Genomic DNA, 14,778 nt, shown 5'->3' on the forward strand with positions numbered 1-14,778 from the left:
CGTGTTTGCGCCTCGCCATGTGCCTGCGAGATTACGCCGTCCGGGGGGCCTTGGCTCAGCCTTTTCTCAGCAGCGCCAGCGCGTCTTTGATGAGATCGGGCGTGGTCTTGGCCGCGTCGAGGCGCGGAAGCACCGGCCCAATCTCTGCGGCCGTGAAGCCAAGCGCCAGGAGCGCACCTTGGACCTCGCTGACGGGCCCCACCGGTGCGGCAAGCGGCGAGGCGAAGCTTGCCCCTGCCCCCGTTGCCGACAGGCCAGAGCTGGCGGCGCCAATGCGATCCCGCAGCTCCACACACAAACGCTCGGCGATCTTCTTGCCGATGCCCTTGACCTGCGTGAGGCGCTTGACGTCGCTCGCCGTCACCGCGCGCACCAACTCACCAAGTTCGATGTGCGAGAGAATGGCGATCGCAACCCGCGGCCCCACCCCTTGTACGGAGATGAGCGTCTCGAACAAACGTCGCTCCTGGGCGTCGGGAAAGCCGAAGAGCTGATACGGACTGTCTTGCGAGGCGTGGGTGTAAACGTGCAGCTTGGCTTCCTTGTCGCGGTCCGAAGGCAGCCCCCGAAGCGCCCGTGCCGTGACCGTCACCAGATAGCCCACGCCCCCCACGTCCAGGATCACCTGGTCGGCGTTGCGTTCGATGACCAGGCCCCTCAAGAACGCGATCACGACCGCTCCCTCTTGCCCGTGGTCCCCTTCATAGCCCCGGAGCGCGAGGCGGCGCGCGTCCGTGCTGGGCCAGGCACCTTTGTCGCAAAGTCCACGCTGCGCGCGTGACAGAGAGCAATGGCCAGGGCGTCGGCCGCATCGGGTTCTGGGTCACGCCGCAACCCAAGGAGCGCTCTCACCAGATAGCTGACCTGGGTCTTGGTGGCCCGCCCACTGCCCACGATGGTGTTTTTGACCTTGGCGGGAGCATAACCCGTCACCGACAGGCCGGCCTGCGCGGCCACGAAGATGGAAACCCCGCGGGCTTCCCCGAGCGCCAACGTGGATTGCACGTTTTTCCCGTAAAAGGCCTCTTCGAGAGCCACCGCGTGGGGCCGCAGCTCGTCGATGAGCTCACGCAGACTCTGCCCGATGAGGCCGAGCCGCTCCAGGCGATCCCGCGACGCGGGCGCGGCGATCACCCCACATTCCACGTAGGCCACTCGCCCCGGGCCTACGCGCTCGACCACCCCGTAGCCCATACGCAACGTACCCGGGTCGATGCCGAGGATCCGCAAAGATGCCTCGGGCTCCCGAGCGACGCGACCGGGGGCCCTGGAGGACGCCATCGTTTTTCGCGCCACGGAGGCGGTCATGCCTGCGCGCTCCGGCGCGCATCCCGCACGAGGTCCCGGAGGTCTTCGGCGGACCGCCGACGAGGTCCATCAAGTTGCATACCCCCCTTTCCATATCAGTTTCCGGCGGTGACCGGAAATCGCCCTGTGCGCTCGTCACCACCCGGGCGTGGGAGGCTGAGGCCTGTCGCTCCACAAAAGGGCGCGATCGCAGGGATCGTCGGGGGGCACCCTCACGGTGCTGCGGCCGTTCCAGGCGCTGGCACTCATGTCGACCCAGGCGCCGTAGTGCGAGGCCACCTTTCCGTCGGGGGCCCGGAGGGTGAGCGCTTCGGCCGCGTTCGACAGGCCATCACGCCCCAAGCGTCCGGGAACTCTCACGAGGGGGATGCCGGGCGCGGGCTCAGGGTCGGCGCCGGGCCCCTCGACGAAGCCCTCCGCCACCACCACCACCCGCCCGCCGGAGGGCACGACCAGGTCGGGTAGCGGGTCGGCGCCGGCCCCGTCCTCGAGGGAAAAGCCTGCCAGAGACAATGAGGCGGCCCCCGCGTTCAAGAGCTCGACGAACTCTTGCGTGTACTCCGAGCCAGCCGGGTTGGCGAGGATCTCCGTGATGACGAGCGCACCTCGGGCCACCGGTGCCACGAGAGCCAGGGGCGGCGACAGGGTGACGCGCCCCTGGGCATCCTCCGCCCGCGCGGACACGTGGAGCGGCCCACCAGGAAGAAACCCGGGCAACGTCGCGATCGCCTCCCACGCGCCGTCGGCCCGCGCGCGCCCTGGCACCTCGACGACCGGCACGCCGGCATCGGCGCCTGCTTCGGGGGAGAACACGAAGGTCACGGTGGCGGGCTCGTTGACCCGCGCGCTCACGTGAACGCAGCCCTCGGGACCGCGGGACACCCCGTCGCCCTCGAGCACGGGTAACGCGACCGCGGGAGGTTGCCCATCATCCAGCGCTTGCGGGGCCAGGGGCGGCCCCTCGAGCCCCTTCGTACCCACCGCCCCGGTGGTAGACGTCTCGAAGCCAGGGCCGCTGCGCTCGTCGCCAAGCTCGGCGTCGGGGACGCAGCCGATGGACAACATCTGCAGCCCCATGCCCACGACGACGAAGCACCCGCTCGAAGGAAATTTGCTTGTCCACATCACGAAGGTCTTGTCGGCACTGGCAGGTCGGAAGTTGCGGCTTTTCAGCGCTGGTCCGCTCCCCTCGCGGCACCGCTTGAGCAGCCCGTCGGAAGACTGCTAAACAGCCTGCGTGAACGAAGACTTGGTGCTGGCCTCTGCGTCGCCCCGGCGGCGGGAATTGCTCGAGCGGGTGGGCTTACGGCTGCGGGTCGTGCCCTCCAACCTGGACGAAACACCCGTGCCCGGGGAGGCCCCGCGGGACTACGTGCAACGCGTGGCCCGGGAAAAGTGTCTTGCGTGCCTCGAGCCCGCCCTGCCCGTGCTCGCCGCCGACACCACGGTGATCCTCGATGGCCGCATCCTGGGCAAACCCGCCTCCGCCGACGAAGCGCAGAGCATGCTCACGCGCCTCGCAGGACGACGGCACGAGGTGACCACCGCGTACTGCGTGCGCCACAAAGATCGTCGCATCGAGCGGGCAGTCACCACCCAAGTCTCGTTCCGCTTGCTCGACCCCAACGAGGTCGAAGCTTACGTGGTGTGCAAAGAGTGGGACGGTAAAGCCGGCGGCTACGCCATCCAGGGCATTGCTGCGGCCTTCGTCACCGACGTGCGCGGCTCGATCACCAACGTCATCGGGCTGCCGCTTGCCGAGGTGATTGCCGATCTGCGGGCCCTCGATGCCTTGCCCACCTACCCCCCTCGTGCCTTCGGAGGCCCCTCGTGAGCCGCGCGGCGAGCTTGGCTGCCAACCTCGCGGCAGTGTGCGACCGCGTCGCCCGTGCGGAGGCACGCGCGGGCCGCGCGGCCGGCAGCGTCAAGTTGGTGGCCGTCAGCAAAAAGATGCCGGCAGCCGACGTGGTGGCGATGTTGGCGGCGGGACAAACCGCATTCGGCGAAAACTACGCCCAGGAGCTTCGTGACAAACGGCTCGATGTGGAATCCCTGCGCCTGGCCGCGGCGGTGACCGCGTCTCCCGCCTGGCACTTCATTGGCCCCTTGCAGACGAACAAGGCCAAGTACGTTGCTGGACTCGCCGCCTGCCTTCATTCACTCGACACGAGCGACCTGCTCGACGAGGTGAACCGCCGCGTGCCCGAGGGACAGGTCCAAAGCTGCCTCGTGCAAGTGAACGTGGCGCACGAGCCTCAGAAACGAGGCGTGCTGCCCGAGGCGCTGCCGGGGCTGCTCGCGCACTTCGCGCACTGCCCGCGTCTACGCTGTGACGGCTTCATGCTGATACCCCCCGCGAGCGACGATGCCGAAACCGCCCGCCCTCACTTCCGGGCGCTGCGCACCTTGCTCGAGCGCGAAGCCAGCGTGCCTCGCCCGGGCGTTCAGCTCCGGGAGCTCTCGATGGGCATGAGTCACGATCTCGACGTCGCGATCGAAGAGGGGGCGACCTTCGTCCGCGTGGGCACCGCGCTCTTCGGTCCCCGGACGTCGATCTGATAAGCTTTACCCTTCGATCCTCTCGCTTGCCCATGGCCGGCTCTCGACCCCCTCCGCTGGACCCAACGCCTGCGCTTGCCCGCAGCGCCAGCAGCTCGTTTGCGTTCGAGGGCGAGGTCCATGCCGCCACCGCCGGCGATAGCCTGGCCGAAGCGCTGTGGGCTGCAGGCATCTGGCAGCTCGGGCGCTCGCCCAAATACCACCGGCCCCGCGGCGCGTTTTGCTTTTCAGGCAGCTGTGGCACCTGCCTTCTGCGGGTGAACGGGCGGCCGAACGTGCGGGCGTGCATGGAACCCGTGAGTGCCGCGCTTCGCTGCGAGCGCCAAAACGCGTTCCCGGCCGCCGACGTGGATCTGCTGAGAGCGGCCGACTGGCTCTTTCCTCACGGGATGGACCACCACCACTTGATGACGGGCACGCGTGTGGGAAACGCCCTCTTCGTCAAGCTCGTGCGGGAAGTGGGAGGAACCGGCGTGGTGCCCGACGAGCCCGACCCACGCTTCGGCGCGACCGAGATCCTGCAGGTCGATGTGTGCGTCGTGGGTGCCGGACCTGCCGGCCTGTCATCGGCGGCTGCCGTGGCCGAGGGGCAAGCCGGAAGGCGCGTGCTTCTGCTCGACCAGCGAAGCGGGTCAGGCGGCTCCTGGCGTTCCGAGGCGGGCGGGCGGGCGCGGGCCGAAGCGGCGGAGCGGCGCTTGCGTGCCCTCGGCGTGGACGTGGCGCTGGCCAGCACGGTGTTTGGCTACTTCCCCGAGGATCACTTACCGGCGTCCTCACCAGCCTTCGACGGACCGCCTGGCGTTTTGGCCGTGCTGCGCCCCCAGCATGTCACCTTGGTGAGCGCGCGCCGCTTCGTGCTGGCCACGGGCAGCTACGAGCAGAATTTGGCCTTCCCCGGCAACGATCGGCCCGGGATCGTGGCGGCGCGCGCCTGCGGGCGCTTGCTCCTCGATCGCGGCATCGTTCCAGCCCGGCGGGTCACTCTGGTCATGGATCCCGCGGCCCCCTGGGACTACGGGGAGCGCCTGCGGGCTACGCTGGACGCGGCAGGCGTCACCACGGATACGGTGTCCCTCGCGCAGGCCCCGGCCCCGCGGAAACATCATGCGCTGGCCATCGTGGCGCGCCCCGCGCCGGCCTTCGAGTTGCCGCGACAGTTTGGGGTCGAGGTACAGCACGACCCGGCGCGCGGTGGGTTCTTCGCGGCGGTGGGCCCCGAGGGGCGCACTTCCGTGCCAGGGGTCTTCGTGGCGGGGGACGCCTGCGGCTACGTAGGTCCTGAATACGCCGAAGCCCACGGCCGCGCTGTTGGGCGCTGCGTGGGCTCGTCTTTGTGAGCCGCCTCAGCCGCGGCCGGGGCTACTCCATGACCTTGAGCAGTTCGACGTCGAAGACCAACATGCCCGCGGGGGCACCCGGCATGCCCTTGTAGGCAAGACCTTCGGGGATCCAAAAGCGGGTCTTTTCGCCTTCCACCATCAACTGCACGCCCTCCGTCCAGCCGGGGATGACACCGTCGAGCGGGAAGGTGGCAGGCTCGCCTCGCACCACCGAGCTGTCGAACATTTTTCCGTCGGTGGTCCACCCCGTGTAGTGAACGGACACCACGCTCTTGGCCTCGGGGTGCTTTTTGCCCGTTCCCTTCTGGAGAACCTTGTACGACAGCCCTGACTTCGTCTTTTTCGCGCCCTTCGATGGCTTCGCCACGTCCTCGGGAGGCTTGGGCGCCTCGGTAAGTCCCAGCAGCTCCACGTCAAAAACCAACATACCGGCGGGACGGCCCGGACGATTGTCGTAGGCCAGCTCGGCGGGAATCCAGAAGCGACGTTTTTCGCCCTTCACCATCAGCTGCAGGCCCTCGGTCCATCCCTTGATCACGCGATCGAGAGGGAACTTCGCAGGCTGGCCGCGCTTGACGGAGCTATCGAACATTTTACCGTCCGTGGTCCAGCCGGTGTAGTGCACCTCGACCGTGTCCGAGGGACCCGGCTTGACCTGGCCATCGCCGGGCGACAACACCTTCGAGGCCAGGCCCGAGGCGGTCTTCTCGGCGTCGGCGGGCGGAGCGGCCACGTCGGGCGGAGGGGGGATGTCGTCCGATGCGGGAGGGGGAGGCGGAGGAGGCGCCTCGACCGCTTTGGGCGCTTCGGCCATGGGGGGTTCCGCCTTTTGTTCTTTTTTGCACGCGGAGACGAGGGGCGCGAGGCCGAGTGCGAAAACGAGGAGACTGTTGCGTCGCATGGGTCTCGGCTTTACCAGCGGCCCCCAAAAAAAGCAAAGGCGGGGAAAGGTAGCCGTTTGGGGCCCGCGCACGCGCGAGGGGGTGCCAGTCATCCCTTTCCTCAAAGATGCCGGGACCGCGCTACAGTGAGGGAGTGTCGATTTGCTCCCGCGCGGTGGTGCGCCCTCGAGGCGCTTTTCAACTCGAACCTTTGTCCCGTTCGGCTTTTCGCTTCGCAGGCACGGTCATCCGGCCGCTGATGCCAAGACCCTGGGTGGGCTTGGCGTTGGCGGCACTCGCGAGCGTGCACTGCGCCGGGTCGCGGGGCGCGCCCCCCCCACCGCCAAACGTCGCCACCGAGAGCCCCGGCGTTGAGCCTCCCCGGTTCGAGCCAGGGCCCGCGCGCAGCGAAAAGCCGGAGAGCCGCTCGCCTTACGCGGGCACCCGGGGCGCGATCTTCGAGGCTGCCTGGTCGACCGTGCGTGACAAACACTACGACCCCGGCCTCGGCGGCCTCGACTGGACTGCCATGCGCAAGCGCTACGAGCCGATGGCGCTTCTTGCCCCTGACGAACCCACGTTTTACCGCGTACTGAACGACATGCTCGGCGAACTGAAGCAGTCGCACCTCAGCATCACGGGGCCAGGTGACGAAGCCGCTCCGGGCCCTGCAAGCCCCGCGGACGCGGCAACGGACACGTCGAACGGGGACCCGGGGTTGAGGGGAGATCCCGGCCTCACCATCCGGATCGTGGGGCCCGGCGAAGGCGAGGCGGTCATCACGGCGGTGCGGCCGGGGTCGTCTGCGGCCCGAGCGGGCTTGACCCCGGGCACGCTGGTCCTGCGCGTCGGGGGGCACGCCCTCGCCCACGTCAAACCGCCTCGGGCCCTGCGGCCCATCGAAAACCGCTTCTACGTGCGCCGGCTCGCGCGCCGAGCCCTGGAAGGCCCCGCCGGCTCGCCCGTGACCGTGACCGTCGAAACCCTGCAAGGCACTGCGAAGGACGTCGTGCTCAAGCGCGAGGCGCCCTCGGGCCCCGTCGTCCAGGTAGGAAATTTGGGCCCTCTTCGTCCCCAGGTCACGGTGCGACAGCTCGGTGACGTTGGCTATGTTGCGTTCAACTTGTTCCTGCTCGATCCCGTGCTTCAGGAGGTCACCCAAGCCATCGACCAGTTCCGGGCCCGAAAAGTGAAGGGTCTGATCCTGGATCTCCGCGGCAACCCCGGCGGCGTGGCGGCGATGGCGATTCCTCTCGCCCGCGCGGTGCTCGGCGAAAAAACCAGGCTTGGCACCCTTCATCATCGGGATCACGACGCCACCTTGGTGGTCGACAAGGCGCTCGACATGACCCCTTACCTCGGCCCCGTGGTGCTCCTCACGGACGAGGGCACGGCGTCCACCTCGGAGATCTTCGCAGCGGCGCTCCAGGAGGCAGGCCGGGCGAAGGTGGTGGGTTCCGTCACGTTGGGGCAAGCGCTGCCCTCCGTGATTGAAGCGCTTCCCGGGGGCGCGGTCTTGCAGTACGTGGTGGCAGACTTCAGAACACCCAAAGGCATCGCGCTCGAAGGCCGGGGCGTGATTCCGGATCGGCAGGTCCTCGAGACCCGGGCGGCGTTCGAGGCGGGCCATGACCCCGTGCTCGAAGCGGGGCTCGAGCTCGTCAGGCGCATGAAGACGTAGCGCTGCGTTTCCGCCCGTCGCCTCAGCCCAAAGAAGAAGCCCATGAAACCCTCGAGACGCCTCCATCTTCATGCGATCGTCGTCGTGACGGCGCTCGTGCTCGGCCTCACGCCCTCCCCGACCCAAGCAGCGTCGAAGGGGAACGCCCCCGCGCCAGTTGACGCCTCAGCCAAGCCCCGCACGGCCGAGGCCATCTTGGCGGACTTCGTCCAGGCGCTGGGGGGAGAAGCGGCCTGGAATAAGCACAAGAGCCTGAAGGTGGACATGACCCTCGAGGTCAAGGGACTCGCCCTCGCGGGCAAAGCGCAGGCGCTGTGGACCGCCGAAGGGCACTACCTGGAGACGGGCGAGATCCCCAAGCTCCTCACGATGAAGAGAGGGGGCAGCGGCCAGCGCTTTTGGTCGCAAGACCCGATCGACGGCTTGAGGTGGCTGGACGAGGCCGAAGCCGAGCAAACCGCCCTGGCGGCAGCCTGGGGCGGCTACACGGCGCTGACCCGCTTTTCCCGCACGAGCGAAACGATCCCGCCCGAGGAACCCAACCAGGAGTGCGTGAAGCTCACCTACGAACACAGCCCGCCCACGACGTACTGCTTCGATACCCAAACCCACCGGCTGCTTCTGGAGATCGGAAAGAAGGTGTCACCCCAGGGCGAGACGCCCTACACCACGCGCTTTTCCGATTACCGCGCGTCGGGCGGCGTGTGGTTCCCGTACGTCCAGGAGACCGCGGCAGGGCCTGCCACCTTCATCGTGACCGTGAACGAAATCGCCTGGGACGTGCCCGCCCCGAAGGCGCTGTTCAAGCTTCCTGCCAGGGGCACATCGCGCGCGAACGGAAAGTGATCCGACCATGGATCGCAAGGTCGTCCTTTGTCGCTGCGAAGACGTGACGGCTCACGACGTGACCCGTGCCGTAGCGACCGGCTTCGACAGCCTGGAGGAGGTGAAGCGCTACACTGGGTTTGGGACGGGCCCCTGCCAGGGCAAAGACTGCTTGCGCCTGGTGGCCGAGCACCTGGCCAAGCTGACCGATCGGCCGATTCACACCCTGCAACCCTTCACGAGCCGGCCTCCGCTGCACCCCGTGCCGCTCGCCGCGCTGACGCCTCGAACGCGAGGGACGCCAGCGGATAAACCCACCCCGGCTCCCGTACCGTCCCGGGAAGGCCCCCGGCCCCCGCTGTCCACGTCCCCAGGCTCATCCTCGGCCACGCGGCGACGGCAGGCATCGCGTGGGAGCTACGAGATCGCGATCGTCGGCGGCGGCATCATGGGGCTGGCCCTCGCCTACGAACTGGCGTGCCAGGGACAAAGCAACGTGGTGGTGCTCGAAGGCCGGCATCTCGCCTGGGGAGCCTCGGGACGCAACGGCGGGGGGGTGCGGCAGCAGTGGTCGAGCGCGCTCAACATCCAGCTGATGCAAGAGTCCGTGCGGATCTGCAAGTCGTTGGCGCAACGGCTGCGAACGAACATCTGGATGCGGCAGGGCGGGTATCTCTTCCTCGCCACCACCGCCGCGCGCGTACAACGCATGGAAAAGAACGTGGCCTTGCAGAATGAACACGGCGTGGCCACGCGCATGATCGACGTCGACGAAGCCCGACGGATCGTGCCCGCGCTGTGTACGGACGGCGTGCGCGGCGCCTGTTACAACCCCACCGATGGCATCGTGTTTCCCTGGCCCTTTTTGTGGGGATACGCAGCAGCCGCCGAAGCCAAGGGCGTGCACATCGAAACCTTTTGCCCTGTCACGGCGATGGACGCCCGCGCCGACGGCTACGAGCTGCACACGCCCCGGGGGACCTACCAGGCGCACCGGGTGGTGAACGCCGCCGGCGCCTGGTCGCCCGAGGTGGCTCGCCTTCTAGATGTGCACCTGCCCACGTGGCCGGCCCGCCACGAAATCCTCTCGACCGAGGCGCTCAAGCCCTTCCTCGACCCCATGGTCTCGGTGATGGACACCGGCCTTTACGCTTCACAATCCTTGCGGGGCGAGGTGGTCGGGGGCATCACCCTGCACGAGCACGACGCCCCGGGGAACACGACTCCGATCGCGCTCGGGTCCCGTCTCACCTTCCTGCGCGCCATGGGAGCGGCGCTTACGGCCCTCCTGCCACAGCTCGGCAGCGTCAAGGTGGTGCGCCAATGGGCCGGGCCCTACGACCACAGCCCCGACGGCAGCCCCTTGCTTGGCGAGGTGCCAGGGCGGCCAGGTTTTTTCGTTTGCTGCGGCTTCGTGGGCCATGGCTTCATGATGGCGCCCGTGGTGGCGCGACACTACGCTCGCCACCTGCTGGGCAAAGCGACGCACCCGATCTTTCGGGCCTGGCGGCCAAGCCGCTTCGCCGAAGGTGAGCCCGTCACGGAGGATTGGAACATCGGTTGAACCGCTCGCTCCCGGATGCGCCGTCGCCGCCGGGAACGAGGCTGCTATAGTCCGCTCGTTGCGCTCTCCGATGTCCCCTCGTGCACAAGAGCTCGCCTCGCCCCCGTGCGCCGCGCATGACGCGCGTACGGGTCACAGACGCATCGTTGCCGCCGCGCGAACCTCCACCGGCCTCGCGGTCCTTTCGATGTTGTTGGCGCTCGCCGGGTGTGGCGACGTGCTTCAGCCCGAGTACGACATCCAGCTGCTGCGGCCCGTGGGGCAAGACCCACTGGCCGGCGGCACGCAAGTGACCCTCGAGGCCGTGGGCACGGGGCTCAAATCCGAACAGCTGATCGCGGCCGGTGCGAACCCGGCCTTCAAGATCCGCGGCTTGAACCCAAGAACCACCAGCGCCACCTCTTTTTCGGTCACGGTCACCGACGCCGCGGGAACGGTGATCGCCTTCGGGCGATCTCCTCGCATTCGGCTCCTCGAGGGCCAGGTGTCGCTCAGGATCCTGGTTCAGCGCCTCGGCACCTTGGCACAACCTTTCGAGCAACCGATCGTTCAGCGGCTCGCGGAAGGAAACGTCGTCACCGCCCTCGTGCGCGACCCGGGCGACACGCAAACACCAGGGACGCTGGTGCCCGTCTTCCTCGGGGGCCGGAGCCTCAACGACATGCGGCAGGAGCTTCCCAACCGCCCGGTGGTGGCCTACAACCCGTACCTCCAGACCACGGTGTTTCCGGCGCTGGCCACGAGAACCGCGACGGGGGCAGCGGTGTGGGCGCGCGCGGACGGCTCCCTCTGGTTTTTCGGTGGCCGCGTCGAGGGCCCGCCGTTGAGTCTCAGCGGCGACACCGACCAGATCGGCACCAGCCAGTTCCTGAACGTGATCGACCTCGGCATCGTGGCACGTTACGCCGCCAGCACGCCCGCACTCGCCCGCGAAGGGGGCGTCATCACCGAGGTCCCCTCTGCTTTGGGGGGTGTCATGTACGTTTTTGGGGGGCAGACCCTGGCGCCCCCCGCGGGTGAGCCCACGGCGCCCCCCACGTTCGTGCCCATCGCCTCGGTGGTGAAGATCGAACCCGCCGCATCGGCCCCCGGACAGGTCGTTCTCCCGGCGCCGTTCTCGATGCTTGCCCCGCGCGTCGGCCATACCGCGACCACCGTCTCCGTTCCGGCGCTCGGCGCCAACGGCCTCGTCACGGAACGTTCGGACGTCTTGCTTTTTGGAGGCGCGGCCGCGGGTCTGCCCGTGGCGGAGCTCCTCGACGGAAACACAAACACGTTCGTGCCGCTGGGTGTGGACGCGGGGCCGCCTCGGCGTGACCACACGGTAGTGCGTTTGCCGGACGGGCGCCTCCTCATCCTGGGAGGGATCGATACCGCCGGCCAGCCGCTGGCCGACGCGCGGATCTTCGATCCGCTCACGCGTACCTTCACCCCAGTCGCCCTCCCGCTGCAGACGCCTCGGGTCGGGGCCGCGATCGCAGCCGTGGGGCAGGACCTGCTCGTCGGCGGCGGCCAGGACGCGGGCAAAGGGCTGGTCCCCACTGCGGAAGTGTTCGACCTCGCCACACTCAGCTTGGTGACAACGCTGCCGGCGCTCCCCCGTGTCGGCGCCCGCGTGGCCAGCATGCCCGATGGATCCTTGCTCCTCCTGGGCGGTCGCGCTCTCGAAGGCGAGCTCTTGCTGCCCTCGGACGCGGTGGAGATCTATCGCCCTCGCGCCCTGCCGGCGCTCTGACCCTGGGCGCCGGCCTCGGGCAGAGCTCAGGCTCAGGAACGCGAGCCCATGAGCCGCGACGAGATGAGAGGCCCCAGGCTCTCGCTCATGAGCTTTTCGACCTTTGCATCCAGCGCGAGCCGCTGCACGTCGTCTTCGTAGACGAAGCGAATGCCCATTCCCGGTTCTGAAGGAGGCGCGTCATCGCTCGTGCCATCGACACCCTCGACCTTCACGATCCAGCGAACCTCGCCGTGCAACACCAACGGCTCGGGCAAACGCGGCACGTTCAAACGGAAAACGAACAGGGTCCCGATGGGCAAGGGACGCTGTGTTCTCACGAACGTTCCTCCGTGCGAGATGTTCTTCGTGTAGTCGTAGAAGAACGTGTTGAGCCGCATATACTCCACCTGCAATTCGATGGGCGCGCGAGGCTCGTTCCGGCGTTCCGTCTCCGACGACATGGGACTCCCCTTATGGTAGGGCTGCGGATATACCTGGTCAACGCGCTTGGGCGCACGCGCCGCGTGTTCCAGCGCGGTGCAAGAGGCCCTTTTTGGGCCCTTGCCATGCTGGCACTTTCCGTGGGCCTGACCTTCGTGCCGCTCTTCGATCTGCTGGGGTACGATTTTTCCTTCGCGATCGGACTGGTCACGGCGTTTGCGGCAGCGGATATCGGCCAGGGGGTCGTGGCCGCGGCGAGACGAGACAGAGATCAGGGCGACACGCGCGCCTCCTGGTCCTTGTCAGCGCTGGTGTCCCGCGCGGCCGTCGCCTCCTTGCTGCTCTTGGTACTGCCCCTCGTGGTGATCTGCCTGAACGCGTTCCGCGTTCGTAACTGCAACTTTGCCGTGGGGTTCGCCTTTTTGGGGCTTCTCCCGGTGAGCAGCGCCCTGGTGGCTGCGCCCGTCGGCGTGGCGGTCGGGCTTGCCTTTCCCCGCTGGGGGCGCCCCCTGGCGATGACTCTTCCCTTCGCCTCGATGGCATGGGCAGCGCTCCGCTTGTACGTCTCGCCCCCTGTGTACGCGCTCGATCCTTTCGGGGGCTTCTTTCCGGGCCCTCTTTATGACGAGGCGCTCACCCCCCCCGCTCTGCTATGGCAATTCAGACTGGCGAACCTTGTTTGGGTCCTTGCCCTTTTGGCCGCGACTTTTCCCTTCTTTCGGCCAGAGGGTCCGCGCGGCCCTCGGCTCGTGTTGTCATGGGCGCAGCTTGCATCGGGTTTGCGAGCGGCGCGCCCCGCGTGGCGCGTGCTGGCGGCTTCGCTCGTGGTGGTGGCCCTGGCGACCTTCTTGGCCCGAGGCAGGCTGGGGTTTTCCCGCAGCCACGCCGACCTCGAGCGAGCCCTGCCGCGCACGCACGCGACTCCCCATTTCGTCGTGCACAGGGATCCGCTCGACGGTCAACAGCCTGCCGAACTCGCGCTCTTTCTCGATGAGCTCGAGTTTCGGTACGCACAGCTACGCCACCTCCTCGCGTCCGAACCCGAGGGGCCGGTCACCGTGTTCCTGTTTCCCAGCGCAGAAGCCAAAAAGCACCTGGTGGGCGCGGGGGCCACGCTCTTCACGAAGCCGTGGCGTCGGGAGATCTATCTGCAGGTCGAGGACTTCCCACCCAGCCATCTGCGACACGAGCTGGCCCACATCTTCGCCGCGCGTTTCGGAGATCCGGTCTTCGGAATCAGCCTCCGTTGGTGGCCTTGGCCCCGTTTGGCCAGCGGCCTCGTCGAGGGCCTCGCCGAGGCGGCCGACTATACCGATCCGAGTGGGCAGGCCACACTGCACCAGGATGCGCGGAGCTTGGTGGAGGCGCGTCGCGCGCCGCCCATCGACGCCCTCGTGGGCGCGGGTTTCAGTGTGGTGGCAGGGCCCCGCGCTTACACGCTCGCGGCGTCTTTCTGCCGCTATCTGCTGGACACCTTCGGCGCCGAAAAGCTCAAACGCCTCTACGCAAGCGCCGGCGATTTCCAGACCGTCTACAGCCTCTCGCTGCCGGAACTCGAACAAAGGTGGTTGGCATTCTTGCGCGAGCAAGTCACGACCCTCGCCCAAAGAGCGGCCGCGGAAGAGCGGTACCGCCGCCCTGCCATCTTCGAGAAAGTCTGCGCCCGCGAGCTCGCTGCGCGGGTCGAGCGCGCCAGCCACCTACGCAGCTACGCGCCCGAAGAGGCCATGGCCCTGATGCGCTCCGTCTGTTCCGACGACCCTTATGAACCCACGTTCGTGCTCTCTTTCGCGTACGCGCAGGCGGCTGCCGATCAGAGCCAAGCCGCGCTCGCCACGCTGTCGGCGCTGCAAGCGCGGGATGATCTCACGCGCCCCCTTCGTCGCCGCGCCCTCAGCTTCCGGGCCAGCTTGTTGGTGGCGACGAACCAGTTCGACAAAGCCCGCGAAGCCGAAACGCAGGCCCTCGCGCTCGCCACCGAAGAAGGTGACAGGCGGACCTCGTTGGCGCGCCTACGGGCGCTGTCCGAGCCCGCCGCCCGACAGACCCTGGGACGCGTGTTGTTCGGAGACTCACCCAGCACCAGCCTCGACGGGGCCCTTGCCCTTTATTTGCTCCAGGCCTTCGCGAACGCCTTCCCGGACGACCCTCTAGGCCCCTACCTCCTTGGGCGCCAGCTGGTGAACCGGGATCCCCGGATCGCCTTTTCACTTTTCTCGCAGGCTTGCCCGCAGGATGCCGGGGAAACGGAAACCTTGGCCTTCGGCCTCGAACCCGTGTTCCTGCGCGCGTGCTTTCGACAAAAGGGGGAAAGCGCCTACCGCGCAGGCCGCCACGGCGAGGCGCAAGCGGCCTGGCAGCGCGCCGCCGCCCTGGCCGTTACGGAAGCGGACCGGCTGCGCGCAGAGGACTACCTCGAGCGCATCGCCTGGGCCGCCGCGCGGGCCTCGAAAGACCGCTGA

At 68.0% G+C, this 14,778-nt stretch carries 13 protein-coding genes and 1 pseudogene; 9 read left to right on the plus strand and 5 right to left on the minus strand.

Annotation, left to right across the window (positions count from 1 at the left end; all coding sequences use genetic code 11):
• Positions 1-55: 55 nt before the first annotated feature.
• The 3 genes from ruvA to KA712_23135 all read right to left on the minus strand — a co-directional run bounded on the left by ruvA (position 56) and on the right by KA712_23135 (position 2,433).
• Positions 56-673 carry a Holliday junction branch migration protein RuvA gene (ruvA, locus tag KA712_23125; GenBank protein MCG5055861.1) on the minus strand — a complete coding sequence of 206 codons (618 nt, stop codon included), beginning with the start codon at positions 671-673 and terminating at the stop codon, positions 56-58.
• On the minus strand, positions 670-1,308 hold the full coding sequence (gene ruvC, locus KA712_23130; protein ID MCG5055862.1) for a crossover junction endodeoxyribonuclease RuvC: 639 nt from the start codon (positions 1,306-1,308) through the stop codon (positions 670-672). The genes ruvA and ruvC overlap by 4 nt, the downstream gene beginning before the upstream one ends.
• A gap of 135 nt (positions 1,309-1,443) precedes the next feature.
• Positions 1,444-2,433 carry a lamin tail domain-containing protein gene (locus KA712_23135; GenBank protein ID MCG5055863.1) on the minus strand — a complete coding sequence of 330 codons (990 nt, stop codon included), beginning with the start codon at positions 2,431-2,433 and terminating at the stop codon, positions 1,444-1,446.
• 112 nt (positions 2,434-2,545) lie between these two features.
• On the opposite strand from KA712_23135, the gene KA712_23140 reads away from it, so the two are divergent.
• The 3 genes from KA712_23140 to KA712_23150 are packed head-to-tail and all read left to right on the plus strand — an operon-like array spanning position 2,546 to position 5,204.
• Positions 2,546-3,142, plus strand: a complete 597-nt coding sequence (locus KA712_23140; protein MCG5055864.1) for a Maf family protein — start codon at positions 2,546-2,548, stop codon at positions 3,140-3,142.
• The gene (locus KA712_23145; protein ID MCG5055865.1) at positions 3,139-3,867 is read left to right on the plus strand and encodes a YggS family pyridoxal phosphate-dependent enzyme; all 729 of its coding nucleotides are present in this window, start codon (positions 3,139-3,141) and stop codon (positions 3,865-3,867) included. The genes KA712_23140 and KA712_23145 overlap by 4 nt, the downstream gene beginning before the upstream one ends.
• A gap of 32 nt (positions 3,868-3,899) precedes the next feature.
• Positions 3,900-5,204, plus strand: a complete 1,305-nt coding sequence (locus KA712_23150) for a (2Fe-2S)-binding protein (GenBank protein MCG5055866.1) — start codon at positions 3,900-3,902, stop codon at positions 5,202-5,204.
• 22 nt (positions 5,205-5,226) lie between these two features.
• Here KA712_23150 and KA712_23155 read toward each other — a convergent pair whose 3' ends face one another.
• Complete coding sequence (locus KA712_23155; GenBank protein ID MCG5055867.1) at positions 5,227-6,108, minus strand: FKBP-type peptidyl-prolyl cis-trans isomerase; 882 nt, start codon at positions 6,106-6,108, stop codon at positions 5,227-5,229.
• A 134-nt stretch (positions 6,109-6,242) separates the two neighbouring features.
• On the opposite strand from KA712_23155, the gene KA712_23160 reads away from it, so the two are divergent.
• The 5 genes and pseudogenes from KA712_23160 (at position 6,243) to KA712_23180 (ending at position 11,893) form a co-directional block, all read left to right on the plus strand.
• Positions 6,243-7,769, plus strand: a complete 1,527-nt coding sequence (locus KA712_23160) for a hypothetical protein (GenBank protein ID MCG5055868.1) — start codon at positions 6,243-6,245, stop codon at positions 7,767-7,769.
• 42 nt (positions 7,770-7,811) lie between these two features.
• Positions 7,812-8,615 (plus strand): hypothetical protein, encoded by an 804-nt coding sequence (locus KA712_23165; protein ID MCG5055869.1) that lies wholly within the window; start codon positions 7,812-7,814, stop codon positions 8,613-8,615.
• A 7-nt stretch (positions 8,616-8,622) separates the two neighbouring features.
• A pseudogene (locus tag KA712_23170) lies at positions 8,623-8,862 on the plus strand ((2Fe-2S)-binding protein).
• 180 nt (positions 8,863-9,042) lie between these two features.
• Complete coding sequence (locus tag KA712_23175) at positions 9,043-10,158, plus strand: FAD-binding oxidoreductase (protein ID MCG5055870.1); 1,116 nt, start codon at positions 9,043-9,045, stop codon at positions 10,156-10,158.
• A gap of 70 nt (positions 10,159-10,228) precedes the next feature.
• A complete protein-coding gene (locus KA712_23180) occupies positions 10,229-11,893 on the plus strand; it encodes a hypothetical protein (GenBank protein ID MCG5055871.1) in 1,665 nt (554 codons plus the stop codon).
• 32 nt (positions 11,894-11,925) lie between these two features.
• On the opposite strand, the gene KA712_23185 is transcribed toward KA712_23180, so the two are convergent.
• A complete protein-coding gene (locus KA712_23185) occupies positions 11,926-12,336 on the minus strand; it encodes a TIGR02266 family protein (GenBank protein MCG5055872.1) in 411 nt (136 codons plus the stop codon).
• Positions 12,337-12,441: 105 nt separating this feature from the next.
• Here KA712_23185 and KA712_23190 point away from each other — a divergent pair, with 105 nt between their 5' ends.
• Entirely contained in the window at positions 12,442-14,778 is a 2,337-nt protein-coding gene (locus tag KA712_23190) for a hypothetical protein (protein ID MCG5055873.1), read from the plus strand.

The sequence above is a fragment of the Myxococcales bacterium genome, from assembly GCA_022184915.1.
In the GTDB taxonomy this organism is placed as follows: Bacteria; Myxococcota_A; Polyangia; order Fen-1088; family Fen-1088; genus JAGTJU01.